General features: G+C 27.9%; 16 protein-coding genes. 15 read left to right on the forward strand and 1 reads right to left on the reverse strand.

Annotated features, from left to right (window positions below):
• The first annotated feature begins 51 nt into the window (after positions 1-51).
• The 15 genes from QM495_RS02375 to QM495_RS02445 all read left to right on the forward strand — a co-directional run bounded on the left by QM495_RS02375 (position 52) and on the right by QM495_RS02445 (position 13,743).
• Positions 52-483 (forward strand): c-type cytochrome, encoded by a 432-nt coding sequence (locus tag QM495_RS02375; protein WP_408670502.1) that lies wholly within the window; start codon positions 52-54, stop codon positions 481-483.
• Between the two features lie 73 nt (positions 484-556).
• Positions 557-1,966 (forward strand): 23S rRNA (uracil(1939)-C(5))-methyltransferase RlmD, encoded by a 1,410-nt coding sequence (gene rlmD / locus QM495_RS02380; protein WP_408670503.1) that lies wholly within the window; start codon positions 557-559, stop codon positions 1,964-1,966.
• Positions 1,967-1,972: 6 nt separating this feature from the next.
• Positions 1,973-2,425, forward strand: a complete 453-nt coding sequence (locus QM495_RS02385) for a DUF6452 family protein (protein ID WP_408670504.1) — start codon at positions 1,973-1,975, stop codon at positions 2,423-2,425.
• Entirely contained in the window at positions 2,391-3,083 is a 693-nt protein-coding gene (locus QM495_RS02390) for a DUF6048 family protein (protein WP_408670505.1), read from the forward strand. Before QM495_RS02385 ends, QM495_RS02390 begins: the two co-directional genes overlap by 35 nt.
• A gap of 36 nt (positions 3,084-3,119) precedes the next feature.
• The gene (locus QM495_RS02395; protein ID WP_408670506.1) at positions 3,120-4,067 is read left to right on the forward strand and encodes an isopenicillin N synthase family dioxygenase; all 948 of its coding nucleotides are present in this window, start codon (positions 3,120-3,122) and stop codon (positions 4,065-4,067) included.
• Complete coding sequence (locus QM495_RS02400; protein ID WP_408670507.1) at positions 4,064-4,234, forward strand: hypothetical protein; 171 nt, start codon at positions 4,064-4,066, stop codon at positions 4,232-4,234. The genes QM495_RS02395 and QM495_RS02400 overlap by 4 nt, the downstream gene beginning before the upstream one ends.
• A gap of 40 nt (positions 4,235-4,274) precedes the next feature.
• Complete coding sequence (locus QM495_RS02405; protein ID WP_408670508.1) at positions 4,275-4,625, forward strand: translation initiation factor; 351 nt, start codon at positions 4,275-4,277, stop codon at positions 4,623-4,625.
• 4 nt (positions 4,626-4,629) lie between these two features.
• Positions 4,630-5,502 (forward strand): nucleoside phosphorylase, encoded by an 873-nt coding sequence (locus QM495_RS02410; RefSeq protein ID WP_408670509.1) that lies wholly within the window; start codon positions 4,630-4,632, stop codon positions 5,500-5,502.
• Positions 5,503-5,553: 51 nt separating this feature from the next.
• A complete protein-coding gene (locus QM495_RS02415; protein WP_408670510.1) occupies positions 5,554-5,709 on the forward strand; it encodes a hypothetical protein in 156 nt (51 codons plus the stop codon).
• A gap of 129 nt (positions 5,710-5,838) precedes the next feature.
• A complete protein-coding gene (locus tag QM495_RS02420) occupies positions 5,839-8,991 on the forward strand; it encodes a S41 family peptidase (RefSeq protein ID WP_408670511.1) in 3,153 nt (1,050 codons plus the stop codon).
• 60 nt (positions 8,992-9,051) lie between these two features.
• A complete protein-coding gene (locus QM495_RS02425) occupies positions 9,052-9,984 on the forward strand; it encodes a peptidylprolyl isomerase (protein ID WP_408670512.1) in 933 nt (310 codons plus the stop codon).
• A gap of 114 nt (positions 9,985-10,098) precedes the next feature.
• Positions 10,099-10,803 carry a tetratricopeptide repeat protein gene (locus QM495_RS02430; RefSeq protein WP_408670513.1) on the forward strand — a complete coding sequence of 235 codons (705 nt, stop codon included), beginning with the start codon at positions 10,099-10,101 and terminating at the stop codon, positions 10,801-10,803.
• 12 nt (positions 10,804-10,815) lie between these two features.
• Complete coding sequence (locus QM495_RS02435) at positions 10,816-11,277, forward strand: DUF962 domain-containing protein (protein ID WP_408670514.1); 462 nt, start codon at positions 10,816-10,818, stop codon at positions 11,275-11,277.
• Positions 11,278-11,294: 17 nt separating this feature from the next.
• On the forward strand, positions 11,295-13,397 hold the full coding sequence (locus QM495_RS02440) for an OmpA family protein (protein ID WP_408670515.1): 2,103 nt from the start codon (positions 11,295-11,297) through the stop codon (positions 13,395-13,397).
• Complete coding sequence (locus QM495_RS02445) at positions 13,390-13,743, forward strand: tRNA-binding protein (protein WP_408670516.1); 354 nt, start codon at positions 13,390-13,392, stop codon at positions 13,741-13,743. The genes QM495_RS02440 and QM495_RS02445 overlap by 8 nt, the downstream gene beginning before the upstream one ends.
• Here QM495_RS02445 and QM495_RS02450 read toward each other — a convergent pair whose 3' ends face one another.
• Positions 13,744-16,269, reverse strand: coding sequence for a M14 family metallopeptidase (locus tag QM495_RS02450; RefSeq protein WP_408670517.1), 2,526 nt, complete (start codon positions 16,267-16,269; stop codon positions 13,744-13,746).
• Positions 16,270-16,289 lie beyond the last annotated feature (20 nt).

Genomic DNA, 16,289 nt, shown 5'->3' on the forward strand with positions numbered 1-16,289 from the left:
AAAATTAATTGAATAAATTTGTAAATAATTTCAAATAAAATTTAGATAAAAATGAAAAAATCGGTATTAGTTTTAGGATTGGTTGCAATGTTTTTAACAAGTTGCGGCGAAAAGAAAAAAGAAGAAGTAAAAAAAGAAGTTGAAACAAAAGTTGAAACTGTTAAAGAAGAGGTAAAAGAAGTAGCTACCGAAGTTGTTGCTGATAATCTTGAGCTTGGTAAAAAATTATTTACAGAAAAAACTTGTGCTACTTGTCATAACCCTAATATGAAAGTTATTGGCCCTTCAATAAAAGATATCAATAAAGTATATACTGAACAAAATGGAAATATTATAAAATTCTTAAAAGGAGAATCTCCTGCAATTGTTGATACTGACCCTGGTCAAGTTGCTATTATGAAAGCTAACTTAGATGGTTTTGTTAAAGACATGACTGATGATGAATTAGCTGCAATAAATGCTTATATGAAAAGTATAAAATAATTTACATAAACTTATAATTTTGAAAGCATCCTTTTTAGGGTGCTTTTTTTATGCAAAATTGTACATTTGCAAAATGGGTAGAAGAAACAAACCAATTATTTTTGAAAACATCGAAGTAATAGACGCCGGTGCACGTGGGAAAACGGTAGCTAAAGCACCTGATGGACGTGTTATATTTTTAACAAATACCGTTCCTGGTGATATTGTTGATATAAGAACTGGGAAAAAAAGAAAAGCATATTTTGAAGGAACAGCAATAAAGTTTCATAAATATTCTGATAAAAGAGTTGAACCTGTTTGCGAGCATTTTGAACATTGTGGTGGTTGTAAATGGCAATCAATGGCCTATGAACATCAATTAGCTTATAAAGAAAATGAAGTTGTAAATAACTTGATACGCATTGGGCATCTAGAATTACCAAAGGTTACTCCTATTTTAGGTTGTAAAAACATTTATTTTTATAGAAATAAAATGGAGTTCTCATTTTCAAATAGTAGATGGCTTACTTTAGAAGAAATAAATTCTGAAGAAGAAATTGATAATAGAAATGCGTGCGGTTTTCATATTTCAGGAATGTGGGATAAAATTTTAGATATTGAAAAATGTCATTTACAAGAAGAACCTTCAAACCATATTAGAAATTTCATTAAAGATTATGGTATTAAAAATGGTTTAGATTTTTATAACCCAAGAGAGCAAGATGGGTTATTACGCACCATTATGCTTCGTATTTCTTCAACAGGAGAAATTATGGTAGTCATTCAATTTTTTAAAGAAGATAAAGAAAAACGTGAAGGTTTATTGAATGCTTTGGCAGAAAAATTTCCACAAATTACATCACTTCAATATGTAATTAATTGTAAAGGAAATGATACTTTATACGATCAAAATATCATCCTTTTTAAAGGGATAGATCATATTTTTGAAGAAATGGAAGGGTTAAAATTTAAAATTGGACCTAAATCATTTTATCAAACAAACTCAGCACAAGCCTATGAATTATATAAAATTACACGTAATTTTGCTAGTTTGACAGGCAATGAGATAGTTTATGATTTTTATACAGGTACTGGTACAATTGCACAATTTGTTGCTAAAAATGCCAAAAAAGTAATTGGTGTAGAATCTGTTCCTGAAGCAATTGAAGACGCTAAAATAAACGCACAATTAAACAACATTAAAAACGTTGAATTTTATGCAGGTGATATGAAAGATGTGTTTAACAATAATTTTATAAAAAAACACGGACAGCCAGATGTAATTATTACAGATCCACCACGAGATGGTATGCATAAAAATGTAGTTGCAAAACTATTGGAAATTCTGCCAAAAAAAATTGTATATGTAAGTTGTAATTCAGCAACTCAAGCACGTGATTTAGCATTAATGAAAGAACAATATAATATTATTAAAATTCAAGCTGTAGATATGTTTCCACAAACACATCACGTTGAAAATGTTGTTCTTTTAGAATTAAAATAAATAATAATGAAAAAGTATTTTACAATCATTACTATATCTTTATTTACAATTTTAAGTTGTGAAAAAGATGATATTTGTATTGAAGCCACTACACCAAACTTAATAATTCGTTTTTACAATGATGAAGTTCAAACCGATTCTAAAATTGTTGATGACCTAACTGTTTGGGCAGATGGAAAAGATAGCCTTTATGTTAATCAAGCATTAGATTCTATTATAATTCCATTAGATTTAACTCAAAATACAACAACGCTTATTCTAGCAAATAATTTAGTAAATGATACTATTGCATTTAGTTATGATAGAAAAGATATTTTTGTTTCTCGATCTTGTGGATACAAAACTATTTTTGAAAACCTACAAATAGCAAACAATTCCTCAAACTGGATAAAAAATATTGAAATTAACAATTCAACAATAGAAAATGACACAGCGGCACATATTACTATTTTTCATTAGTATTTTAGTTACATTAACTGTTAGTTCTCAAGAAAAGCAAGATACAATTAAAGCTAAAGAAAACTACGGTATTAGAATTGGTTTTGACTTAAGTAAACCTATAAACACTTACTTTGAAACCGAAAATAAAGGGTTTGAAATAATTGGAGATATTAGAGTAGCTCAAAATTATTATGTAGCAGTTGAACTTGGCTCTTTAGATAAAACTACAAACGAAGATTATATTAATTTCACAACAAAAGGTTCATTTATTAAAGCCGGTTTTAATTATAATGCCTATAAAAATTGGGCTGGAATGAATAATGAAATTTATATTGGGCTGCGCTATGGAATAAGCATTTTTGACCAAACTTTAAACAGTTATACTCCTAATGTACAGGGAACATATTTTATAGCCGAAACTTTAGAACCAAACACTGTTTTTAATGATTTAACAGCACAATGGATTGAATTTGTTTTTGGAATGAAGGTAGAAACTTTTAAAAACTTCTATTTAGGTGTAAGCATCAGTTTTAATAATATGATAAGCACAACCAATCCTGAAAATTTCAAAAATCTTCAAGTTCCAGGTTTTAATCGTGTATTTTTAAACAATACTGGTGTAGGTTTTAATTATACCCTAAGCTATCTAATACCAATTATTAAAAAGAATAAATAATTTTTATACTTTTAAAAATTTTCAAATTTATAGCGTATGAAAAATATTCCTAGTGTAGATTTATCAGATTTTTTATCAGAAAATCCATCAAAAAAACAAAAATTTATAAAAGAAATTGGTAAAGCTTATGAAGAAATAGGATTTGTCGCTTTAAAAGGTCATTTTTTAACTGATACCCTTTCTAAGAAATTATATTCCAAAATAAAACACTTTTTCGAATTACCAAATAATGTTAAAGAGTCCTATGAAATTGAAGGTATTGGTGGGCAAAGAGGATATACATCCTTTGGAAAAGAAAGTGCCAAGGGAAGATTAGAAGGTGATTTAAAAGAGTTTTGGCATTTTGGCCAAGAAGTTGTCGAAAATGAAAAATTAAAAGCTGAGTATCCACAGAATGTTAAAGTAAAAGAGGTCCCTAATTTTAATAAAATTGGAATAGAAACCTTTCAAATGCTAGAAAAAACAGCAATTTATGTATTACGAGCACTAGCACTTTATATTGGTTTAGAAGAATTTTACTTTGATAAGTTTGTAACCAATGGAAATAGTATTTTGCGACCAATCCATTACCCTCCAATTCATGGTGAGCCAAAAGGAGCTGTAAGAGCAGCTGCTCACGGTGATATAAATTTAATCACACTTTTAATGGGTGCATCTGCATCAGGATTGGAAGTGCAAAATAAAAAAGGAGATTGGATACCCGTTACTGCATTACCTGAACAATTAGTTATTAACGTTGGTGATATGTTGGAGCGATTAACAAATAATAAATTACGTTCAACAATTCATCGTGTAGTAAACCCGCCAAGAGAAGATTGGAAAAAGCCACGTTATTCTATTCCTTTTTTTACACACCCAATTAGTGAAATGTCACTAAATTGCTTATCTGAATGCATTAGCGATTCACAACCTAAAATGTATGATGATATAACCGCAGGAGAGTTTTTAAATGAACGATTAAGAGAATTAGGTCTTATAAAATGATTACAAATAAAATAGTTTCAATATTTACATTTGGTATTTTTTTAATTATAGTAGGCGTAATAGCTAAAGTTATAAATTGGCCGCAAGCAAATTTATTATTTGCAATTGGACTTGTTTTTGAATTGTTAGCTGCTTTACTTTTTATTTGGAAAAAGATTAAAAATTAACATATTATTCCCTATTTTTGTAGTTCCTTTTTAATTTCAAATGAGTAAAAAAAAATTAAATAGTTTAGAAAATTTGGGTGGTTTTGTTTTTTCAACAAATAATAGTTTTGAATACAATACTGAAGAAAATCAGGAAACTCTATTACCAAATAAGCAATTTTTAGAAGCTTTATTTTCAAATAAAGGAAGAGGTGGAAAAACAGTAACTGTAATTACAGGTTTTGTAGGAAATGAAGCTGATTTAAAAATTCTCGGAAAATTATTGAAAACCAAATGTGGAGTTGGAGGAAGTGTAAAAGACAACGAAATTATAATTCAAGGAAAATATAGAGATAAAATAATGGAAATCCTTAAAAAAGAAGGATATAACGTAAAACGCGTAGGCGGATAAAATTATGACAAAAATAGCAGCATCAGAATTAATTCTGAATCCCGATGGTAGTATCTACCACTTAAATTTAAAACCCGAACATATAGCAACGGATATCATTTTTGTAGGAGATCAAAATAGAGTCCCTAAAATTACTAAACACTTTGATTCAATAGAATTTGATATTCAAAAAAGAGAATTTAGGACTATTACAGGTACATTTAAAGGTAAACGTATTACAATAATATCAACAGGAATTGGACCTGACAATATTGATATTGTAATGAATGAAATTGATGCGCTTGTAAATATCGATTTTGAAACCAGAACAGCAAAAAAAGAATTTACACAGTTAAATATTGTTAGAATTGGTACTTCTGGATCTTTACAAGATTATATTCCTGTGAATAGCTTTGTTTTAGCAAAATATGGAATTGGATTTGACGGCGTTTTACATTCGTACGATTGTAAGGATATTTTAAATCCCGAATTTGAAGATGCTTTTATAAAACATACCAATTGGAGTCCAAGAAAAGCTAGACCTTATGTAGTTCAAAACAGTAGTGAACTTGAAAATAAATTAAAAAGTGACAGCATATTTTTAGGTGTAACTGCAACTGCTGTTGGGTTTTATGGCCCTCAAGGCCGTATACTTAGACTTGCTATTCAAGATCCTGAATTAAATCATAAAATTGATAATTTTGTTTATAATGATGTGAAAATCACTAATTTAGAAATGGAAACTTCTGCCATTTATGGATTGTCAAAATTATTAGGACACAATGCTTGTTCAATGAATTGTATTATTGCAAACAGAGCCACTGGAGATTTTAGTGAAAATCCTGGAAAAGCGGTTGAAGAATTAATAGTTTATACATTAGATAAATTGACTTCATAAAATAAATGTTATATTTACTACGTTATAAATTTAAATAAACCCCAAACTATAATGAAAAAATTAACTTTAAATATCTTATTAATAGCTATAACTTTAATTTTATTTAGCTCTTGTGTATCAACAAAAAAAGGTTGTGGTCTAACAAGTGATGCTCATAAAATTGAACAATCAACTACTACTGAAGCTATTATTTTAGCAGAAGTATAGTTTAGAAAAACTAACATATAATTATTAAAATCCGCCTTTTAGCGGATTTTTTTTAACAAAAAAATAAGAAGTTTACTATTTTAATTAACTTAAATTTAAAGTTTAATAATTAATTCAAACTTTATTTTTATGAAACTTCTTAAAATACTTTTTAGTGTTTTCTTTTTATTTATTACTTTTTCAGGTACGTCACAAAATAATAGTCCTTATTTCACATTAAACCCAACTTTAACACCTAATGCACAATACATAATTTTTAGTTATGGTGGTGATTTATGGAAAGTTGCAACAAATGGGGGGAATGCCTATAGAATTACTGCTATGCAAGGAACCGAAACAAATCCTAGTGTTTCTCCTAATGGAAAGTGGCTCGCATTTTCAAGCAATCAATTTGGAAATAATGATGTATATGTTACACCCATAAATGGTGGTGAAATTAAGCAACTCACTTTTAATGAAAGCTCAGATAATGTTTCTTCATGGAGTTGGGATAATACAAAAATTTATTTTGAATCTTCAAGAGATAATAATATCACAACATATAGTATTAATTTAAATGGAGGGACACCAAAACGCCTATTTAATCATTTTTTTAATACCATACACAATGTAGTTGAAAACCCCATAAATAATGAAATTTATTTTAATGAATCTTGGGAAAGCAGCATTTTTGCACATCGAAAAAGATATAAAGGAGATTATAATCCAGATATTAAATCTTACAACTTAAAAACAAAAGAATATAAAGAACATACGGATTACATTGGAAAAGATTTTGGGGTAACATTTGATAAAAAGGGAATACTTTATTTTATATCTGATGAGGGAAATGATGAGTATAATCTGTACACGCTTAAAAATGGAAAAAAAATACAGTTAACTAATTTTTCAACTTCAATTATGTGGCCAAAAGTTAGTGCCAATGGGGAGAAAATTGTTTTTAGAAAAAATTATCAAGTTCATGTGTATGATGTTAAAAGTGGAAAAACTACAACTCCAACCATTCATATTTTTACTAATAACACTTTAAATAAAGAACAATCATATTCTTCAAAAGGTGAAATTACATTTTTTGATGTTTCGCCAGATGAGAAGAAATTAGCTTTTGTATCAAGAGGTAAATTATTTGTTTCAGATAGTAAAGGAAAATTTGTTCAAGAAATTGAAACGAATAATAATGAGGCGGTTCAAGAAGTTAAATGGTTAAAAAATAATAAAACAGTTATTTATTCACAATCTATTAATGGTTATTACAATTGGTTTATTATTAATGCTGATGGTTCTTCAAAAGAGAAGCAATTAACAAAAAACACCATGAACAATCGTCAACTAACATTAAATAGCGATCGATCAAAAGGGGTATATTTAAGTGGTAGAAATAATATTTGCTTCATTGATTTATCAACCTTTAAAAGCGCAATTATTGTAAAAGATGAACTTTGGGGATTTTATAATTCCAATCCTTATTTCTCTCCAGATGATAATTATATAGTTTACAATGCATATCGCGATTTTGAAACAGATATTTTTGTGTATAATATCACTTCAAAAGAAATTAAAAACTTAACAAATACTAAAGTTTCAGAGTCCTCTCCTATTTGGTCTCCAAATGGTAAGTACATCTATTTTGCTTCAGACAAAATAAACCCTAGCTACCCGTTTGGTACTAGTAATAGCAAAATATATCAAATGGGGTTGGATAAATATAATGCGCCATTTAAAATAAATAAATACACAAATTTGTTTAAAAATGAAGAAAATATTGATACGGTTAATAAAGATGAAGAAAAAGAAACTTCTAGAGAAAAACCTACTGTGAAAATCAATTCAACAAATATTATGGAACGTTTAACAGCTATAAGTCCTAGATTTGGTGAGCAAGAAAACCCTTCAATTATTCAAAAAGATAAAAAAACGTATATCTTATACATTTCAAATCATCATGAAGGAAAATCTCAATTATGGAAAACAACCATGGAACCTTTTGAAAAAAATAAAAATGAAAGTGTAACTGACAAAACTATTAGAGATTATCAAATAATAACATCTAAAAAAGGAAATTATATCTTAATAGACGGAACAATAAATACTTTAGATATTAGCGATAACAAATTAAAAGAAATTACTATAAATCATTCATTTAATAAATCTCTTTCAAAAGAATTTAAACAGATGTATTATGAAGCATGGGCTGGAATGGAAGAAAATTATTATGATGAAAATTTCCATGGACAAAACTGGCAAAAACTTAGAGATAGGTATGCTAAATATTTACCTTTTGTAAATAGCAGAGCTAATTTAAGATTAATATTTAACGATATGTTAGGCGAACTAAACACCTCTCATTTTGGGTTTAATTCAAACGGAGATGAAGAAGCTATTTATTATGGAACCAAAACCTTAGCAACAGGTATTTTATTTGATAATGATAATTCATATACCGTTAACAGAATTATAAAACAAAGTCCGGTTGATTATTTTGACATTAATCTTAGAAAAGGTGATAAATTAATTGCTGTTAACGGAAACAAAATTGATCCAAAAATTAACCGAGAAAAATATTTTTCATTTCCAAAATTTAAAGATGAATTAACGCTAACTTTTGAAAGAAATGGAAGTGAATTTAGTGTTAACATTCACCCTTCTTCAAAAAATGAAGTAAGAGATTTAAGATATGATGAATGGCAAGATAAAAATCAGAATTATATAGATTCAAAATCTAACAATCGAATTGCCTATGTTCACATGAAAAATATGAGTAGTGGAGAACTAACAAAATTTAAAGAAGATTTAGTAAGTAATGAAGCCAATAAAGAAGGTTTAATTTTAGATTTGCGCTATAATCGTGGAGGAAATGTTCATGACGAAGTATTAAAATTTTTAAGTCAAAAAACATATTTAAACTGGAAATATAGAGAAGGAAAATTAACTGGGCAATCTAATTTTAACTATGGAAATAAACCAATTGTATTGCTAATTAATGAACAAACACTTTCAGATGCTGAAGTGACTGCTGCAGGATTTAAAGAACTTAGTTTAGGAACAATTATTGGAACAGAAACATACCGATGGATTATTTTCACTTCAGGAAAAAGTTTAGTTGATGGTTCATTTTACAGATTACCCTCTTGGGGTTGTTACACCTTAAATGGAAAAGATTTGGAAGCTGAAGGTGTTAGCCCAGATGTGTATGTTCGTAAAAATTTTAAAGACCGGCTTGATGGTAAACAGCCTCAATTAAACAAGGCTATTGAATTAATTATGAAAGAATTGAATAAGTAATATTTATACTTTTATATCAAATGAAAGCATGTATATTTGCAACGTTTAAAAAATAAGAAAATGGATAACGGATTATACGCAAAATTTAACACCACAAAAGGTGCAATAGTAATAAACTTAGAGTTTAAAAAAACTCCGGGAACAGTTGGTAACTTTGTTGCCTTAGCTGAGGGAAATTTAGAAAACAATTCTAAACCACAAGGAACGCCTTATTATGATGGGTTAAAATTTCATAGAGTAATTGCTGATTTTATGGTTCAAGGTGGTTGCCCATTAGGAACTGGAACTGGTTCTCCTGGTTATAGTTTTGATGATGAATTTCACCCAGAATTAAAGCATAATACTCCTGGAATTTTATCAATGGCAAACTCAGGACCAGCTTCAAACGGTAGTCAGTTCTTTATTACACATGTTGCAACTCCTTGGTTAGACAATAAACATACTGTTTTTGGAAATGTTGTAGAAGGGCTAGATATTGTAAATGCTATTGCTCAAAATGACATTCTTGAAACTCTTGAAATTATTAGAGTTGGAGAACAAGCTGAAAAATTTAATGCTGTAGAAGCATTTAGAGTTTTTGAAGGTTCTAGAGAAAAAAGAGAAACAGAAGCAAAAGCTGCACAAAAAGAACAACTAGATAAAGTTGCTGCAGGATATGAAGAAACTCCAAGTGGTTTACGTTATAAAATTTTACAAGAAGGTACTGGTGCAAAAGCTGAGAAAGGAAAAACCGTTTCTGTACATTATAAAGGTCAGTTATTAGATGGTACTGTTTTTGATTCTTCATACGAACGCAAACAACCTATTGATTTTAAATTAGGTATTGGACAAGTAATCTCTGGTTGGGATGAAGGAATTCAATTATTAAAAATTGGTGATAAAGCTCGTTTTGTAATACCTTCTAATTTAGCATACGGAAGTCAAGGTGCTGGTGGGGTTATTCCTTCAGATGCAACATTAATTTTTGATGTTGAGTTGATGGGTATAAAATAAATTTACTTTATATATAGTTTTAAAAAAGCATTGATTTTAAAATCAATGCTTTTCTTTTTTTGTACTTTTGATTTTATAGAAACATTAAAAACTATTAAACCAATCCATCTGACTATGAAATTAAAGTATTTTATACTCACATTACTAACAATAATAATCTATAGTTGCTCAAATAATACACACTCACCCGAATTTATTAAAAAGGCTTCAGGAAAATATTTATACAATTCTGATGAAATAATTAAAGCTTATTTTAAAGAAAATGAATTGTATTTAGAGTGGCGTGGTGCTAAAAGTATTAAACCATTAAAAATTGATAAAACTACTTTTTTTGTAAAAGAAATGAATGAAAAAATTCAATTTTTAACAAACCCTTCAAATAATCAAGAATATATAGTTTTAGTACCTAAAAAAGAAAGTAAAGAAACCGTTTTCAACTATAAAAAGCTTACTAATAATGAATATATTCCTAGTGAGTATTTAAAAAACAATGAATTTAAGAAAGCTTTAGAAGGTTATTTAGCAATACAACAGAAAGATTCTTTAGATCAAGCAATTAACGAAGTTAATTTTAATAGGTTTGGATATCAAGAATTAAGAAAAAAAAATTATGAAAAGGCAATTCAATATTTTGAAATAAATGTTGCATTGTATCCAAACAGTTCAAATGTATATGACAGCTATGCTGATGCTTTTATGAGAAGTGGAGACACTGCAAAAGCAATTTTAAATTATAAAAAATCATTAGCTTTAGATTCCGGTAATAAAAGAGCCAAAAAAAATATAGAAAAATTAGCAAAATCTACTAGTAAAAATTAAAACATATTTTATATGAAAACATTACAACAATGGTTTGATGAATATGCAGAAAGTCATCAACATAAAACAAATCAATCTATTCATTATATTTGTGTCCCAACTATTTTTTTTAGTATCGTTGGTATGTTAATGAGTATTCCTTCAAATTTAATAACACAAAATATAAGTATTAATAATCCCTTTTTAGAAAACTGGGCAACTCCCGTTTTAATTTTACTATTATTATTTTATTTACGCTTATCATTTTCAACATTTGTAAGGATGTTGACATTTTCAATAATTTGCTTAGTTGGAAATTACTATTTATCTAATTTAGTTCCTCTATTTTATACATCATTAGTACTATTTATTTTAGCATGGATAGGTCAGTTTTATGGACATAAATTAGAAGGGAAAAAACCTTCATTTTTTAAAGATTTACAATTTTTATTAATAGGTCCTGCATGGGTTTTTGAAAAGCTTTCAAAAAAGTAATTTTCAATATTTTTTAAATGAAACATATTACAGAATTAATTCTACTCTTATTTTTTAATACACTATTTTCTCAACAAGTAGAATATGAAGTACATACAACTTCAATAAATTCTAAGGATGCTGAGTTTGGTATTACTTATTTAAACGGAAATACTGTACTATTTGCATCTTCAAAAAAAAATAATAATGATAAAAATTTTAAAAAAGATCGGCGAAAAAATAATCGTCAACTTTATTTAGAGATTTATAAAGCAATAATTAATAATGATGGAGATTTAATTCAAGCTAACCAATTCTCAAGTGAAAATAATAATAAATTTTTTGAATCTGATATTTCATTTACTCCAGACAGAAAAATAATTTATTTTACTTGGAATAATTTTTACAATACACTTACAAGAAAAGATTCAGCTAAATGGAGAACTTTACAACTAATGAGAGCTTCGATTGATGATAATTTTGAATTATCAAATATTACACACTTACCTTTTAATAGTAAAGAATATTCCGTACGAAGCCCAGAAATTAGCAAAGATGGTAGTCAATTATTTTTTGTGTCAGATATGCCTAATGGTTATGGAAAGAACGATATATATGTTGTTGATATTAAAAATGACACGTTATACAGTACTCCAAAAAATTTAGGGAAAAACATCAATACAAATCAGGATGAATTATACCCTTTTGCAGATAGAAATAACGTATTATATTTCTCTTCTTACGGTCATAAAGGAAAAGGTCGTTTAGATATTTTTAAAAGTACTTTTGAAAAAGGAATATATAATAAAGTTGAAAATTTACAAAGCCCATTTAACAGTTCTTATGATGATTTTGCTTTTGTAATTAATGATTTAAAAAATACAGGTTATTTCACCTCTAATCGTAAAGGTGGAAAAGGCGGTGTAGATATTTATGCTTTCAAACTAAAGAATAAAGAGTGCTTTCAAAAAATTAAAGGTTTTATAATTGATAAAAATACAGGACAACCTTTAAATAATGCAAAAGTCTCTTTATTAAGCAATAATGCATTATTGGAATCGAAAATTATTAGTAATGGAAATAGCTACTCATTTAGTCTGAAATGTGAAGAAAATTATACAATTTTAGCTGAAAAAGAAAACTTCACACCCACCAAAGTCGAATTTACAACTACAAAAAAAATAAATGATTCACTTACAAAAAACATACAGTTACTTCCAATTGAATGCAATCAAATAGTAGCTGGGTTACTTTCTAATAAAAATACAGGACAACCTTTAAATAATGTAAAAGTCTCTTTATTAAGCAATAATACATTATTGGAATCAAAAATTATTAGTAATGGAAATAGCTACTCATTTAGTCTGAAATGTAAAGAAAATTATACAATTTTAGCTGAAAAAGAAAATTTTGAAACTTCTAACATAGAAATTGCAACTAACTCTATTAATAATCATAAAATCGATAAATTAATTTTATTAATTCCAATAAAATGTCTGCAAAAAATAAGTGGAACTATTTTAGACAATAAAACAAAAAATCCAATTCCAAATTCAATAGTTACAATTTTTAAAGATGATTTAATAATTAATACATTAAAAACGGCAGTTAACGCAAATTATAGTTTTGCAATAGACTGCAACAACTATTATAAAATTGTTGCATCTGCAGTAAACTACGAAAATACTACTGTTTTTATTAAAACCTCAAACATACCTAATGAATCTACGAATAAACTACTCCATTTAAAATCAAATGTTAAGTTTGTAACTTCTAGAGGTAAAAAAATGATTAAAACCAACATTATTTATTTTGATTTAGATGATGATGCCATTCGAAAAGATGCAGCTATAGAATTAAATAAAGTTATAAATTTATTAAAAAATAACCCCTCTATAAAAATTGAAATTGCTTCACATACCGATAGTAGAGCTCCAGATAATTATAATTTAAATTTATCCGAAAAAAGAGCTAACTCAGTCTTAAACTATATAATTTTAAAAGGAATAAACTCAAACAGGTTAACTAGTAAAGGCTATGGAGAAACCCAATTAATAAATAAATGCTCAAATGGTGTTAAATGTACAGAAGTTCAACACCAAATGAACAGAAGAACTGAATTTGTAATCATTGATGAATAAAACTATAAAACCAGAAGTTACTTTTGAAGACTTTTCTAAAATAGATGTTCGAATAGGAACTATTATTGAAGTAAATGATTTTCCAAAAGCTCGTAAACCATCATACCAACTCACCATAGATTTTGGCATGCTTGGTATAAAAAAATCGAGTGCTCAAATTACTGAGTTATACACTAAATCTGAATTATTAAATAAACAAATTACTGCCATTGTGAACTTTAAAAAAAAGCAAATTGCTAATTTTTTTAGTGAATGTTTAATACTTGGTATCGAAAACAAGCAAGGAAAAATTGTTTTATTGCAAAGTTCAACAGTAAATTTAAAAAACGGTAAGCAAATAAGTTAATTACATTGTTTTAGCAAAAAACACTGCATTCATTAATAATTTGTTTGTCCCATACCAAAAACCTCTGAAGTTTGTATTATCCGTAAAAACCACTACTCTACCTCTTCCAAAACGTTTTACCTGAAATGGAACCGTATTTTTTAAAACGGCTAAATTTGGTTTTGAAATATAACCACTTAAAAGTGGATTATTTGTGTATTTAATTGGGTTGTTATAACTACTACTATCTTCTTTAATAAATATATTGGTTCTTCTAAACATTGACAGCTTATCATACTGATATCCAAAATTTATTGGATGAGATCTATCTAATTTTGCTTCAAAAATAGCACCACCAATTGTTTGGGCTCCAGAAAAATCTTTTTTCTGTTCAAAAGAAATATTTTTAGCTAGTATTTTTTTAGGTTTTTTAAATGTTAACTTAATAAATTCATTACTTGACAACCATTTAACAGCATTTTTATAACCTATTATTGTTCCACCACTTTGTACCCAGCTTTTCAATTTTTCAAGTGTTGCAGTACTCAATTTTAAGTTAGAACTTGGTAAAATAATAGTGGTATATTTTGAAATATTTACTCTGCTAAAATTTTCTACATCTAACTTTGTGATATTCATCTCATAACGTTGATCGAACAAATGCCAAATTTCACCCGCATCATACGAAGAAACTCCTCGTCCAACAATCATTGCAACTTTAGGATTGGCTATAATTTTAAATTCACGACTTCCTAAATCAATTCCTTCAGTTAAACCAGTAGTAACACCTGTAATTGTCACATTAGAATTTTTGGAAACATTGGTTAAAAAAGTATACAATTCATCAATATTTAAATTTTGATTTTGCACAGAAATTAAAATAGTTCCATAATCATAATTTTTTCCATTAAGTGAAAATTGCTTCAATCCAACTTTGGCTCTAATACCTTTTTGAATAATTTTTTTTAAAGCCTTTGGTGTATAATATTCATGCCATTCCATTAAATAAGCATAGGTACTTTTGGTCACTTCCGGTACTTTTGGCACTTGTAAATTTTTAACTAATTCACCAACTGCTGCTGTTGCTTTTAATTTTGCATAATTTAAATCGAATGCTAAAGGAAATGTCCATGCTGAAATATCATAAAATAAGCTGTCTGTAAAAGATGTTCGCTTATCGAACATTGCTTTAATCAGTTTGTAGTTTTTTTGATGTATTGGAATTATATAACTATTATTTTTATTAAATCTCTTTCCTTTTGATGTTACAGTTGTCTTTAAATCATAAAATTTAATTTTATGTCTTTTTAAAATTTCTGCTAAATGATAGGTTTTCATTTTATCTTTTTCATCACCAAAAACAATTGCTTTTATTGGGTCTTTTTGTGATTCTTTGGAAACATTCTTATAAAAATTACGTTGATAACTCAACAATTTTACGCGCATTGCATTTGCAGCTTCTAATGTTGAAAGTGTAGCTGTAAATTGATTTTTAATGGTATAAGGAAATGTCAAAACACCATTAATTGTTTCTTGCGCATGTCCTCTTGAACTTGCTTGTTCAAACAAAATTCCAACGGCACCATTGATGTCTGGATAGGTAGATCCTTTTCCATAATAAAAATCATCATACGCTTCTTCCGTAAAGTATAATGAGCCTATTTTATTGAATGCTTTTGCATGATATGTAGCAATTTCCTTTGTTAATTCTTGATTTTTTAATGGTGTTAAAGGATTTACTCTTGATTGTATTCCTGGTTGAAAAAAGAAAGTTGAGTTCCTTCCCATTTCATGATGATCAGTTAAAATATTTGGCATCCAATTCCTATAAGTCTCAATTCTAGCACGTGATTCAGGCAATTGAACCGGCAACCAATCTCTATTCATATCAAACCAATAATGATTTGTTCTTCCTCCTGGCCAAACTTCATGAAATTCTCTATCGTTTGGATCCGTATTGTTATGAGCACTTTTATTTGTATTTGCCCAATAAGAAAAACGCTGCAAACCATCAGGATTTAAAGTTGGATCTAATAAAATAACTGTATTTTTTAATACCAACTCAATTTCTGAACCTTCAGCAGCAGCTAAATAATAGGCATAAACTATTGCTGAGTTTGCTGCACTTGGTTCATTTCCATGCACAGAATATCCTTGATACAAAACAATTGGCATTTCATTTACATTTAACTGTGAACTCTCATTAGTTTCTGTTAATTTTAAGTGATTTAATCTAATATTTTCTATATTTCTATGATTTTCAGGGGCGGTTATTGTAAGCAAAATTAAAGGTCTGTTTTCAAAAGTTCTTCCACGATTTTCCAGTGTAATTCTATCGGAATTTTTGGCTAAAACTTCCATATATTCTACTAATTTATCGTGAGAGACATGCCATTCTCCAATAGTATAACCCAAAATACTTTCTGGAGTAGGTATATTTTTGTTATAAGTTATATTTTGAGGTAGATAATAGGAAAAATCTAATTTATTTTGTGCCTGAAATGTAATTGATGTAATTAATAAAATTACTATAGAAAGATTTTTCATTGAATGGTTGTTTTCACAAA

Origin of the sequence: Lutibacter sp. (genome assembly GCF_046055765.1) — a bacterium.
Taxonomy (GTDB): Bacteria; Bacteroidota; Bacteroidia; order Flavobacteriales; family Flavobacteriaceae; genus Lutibacter.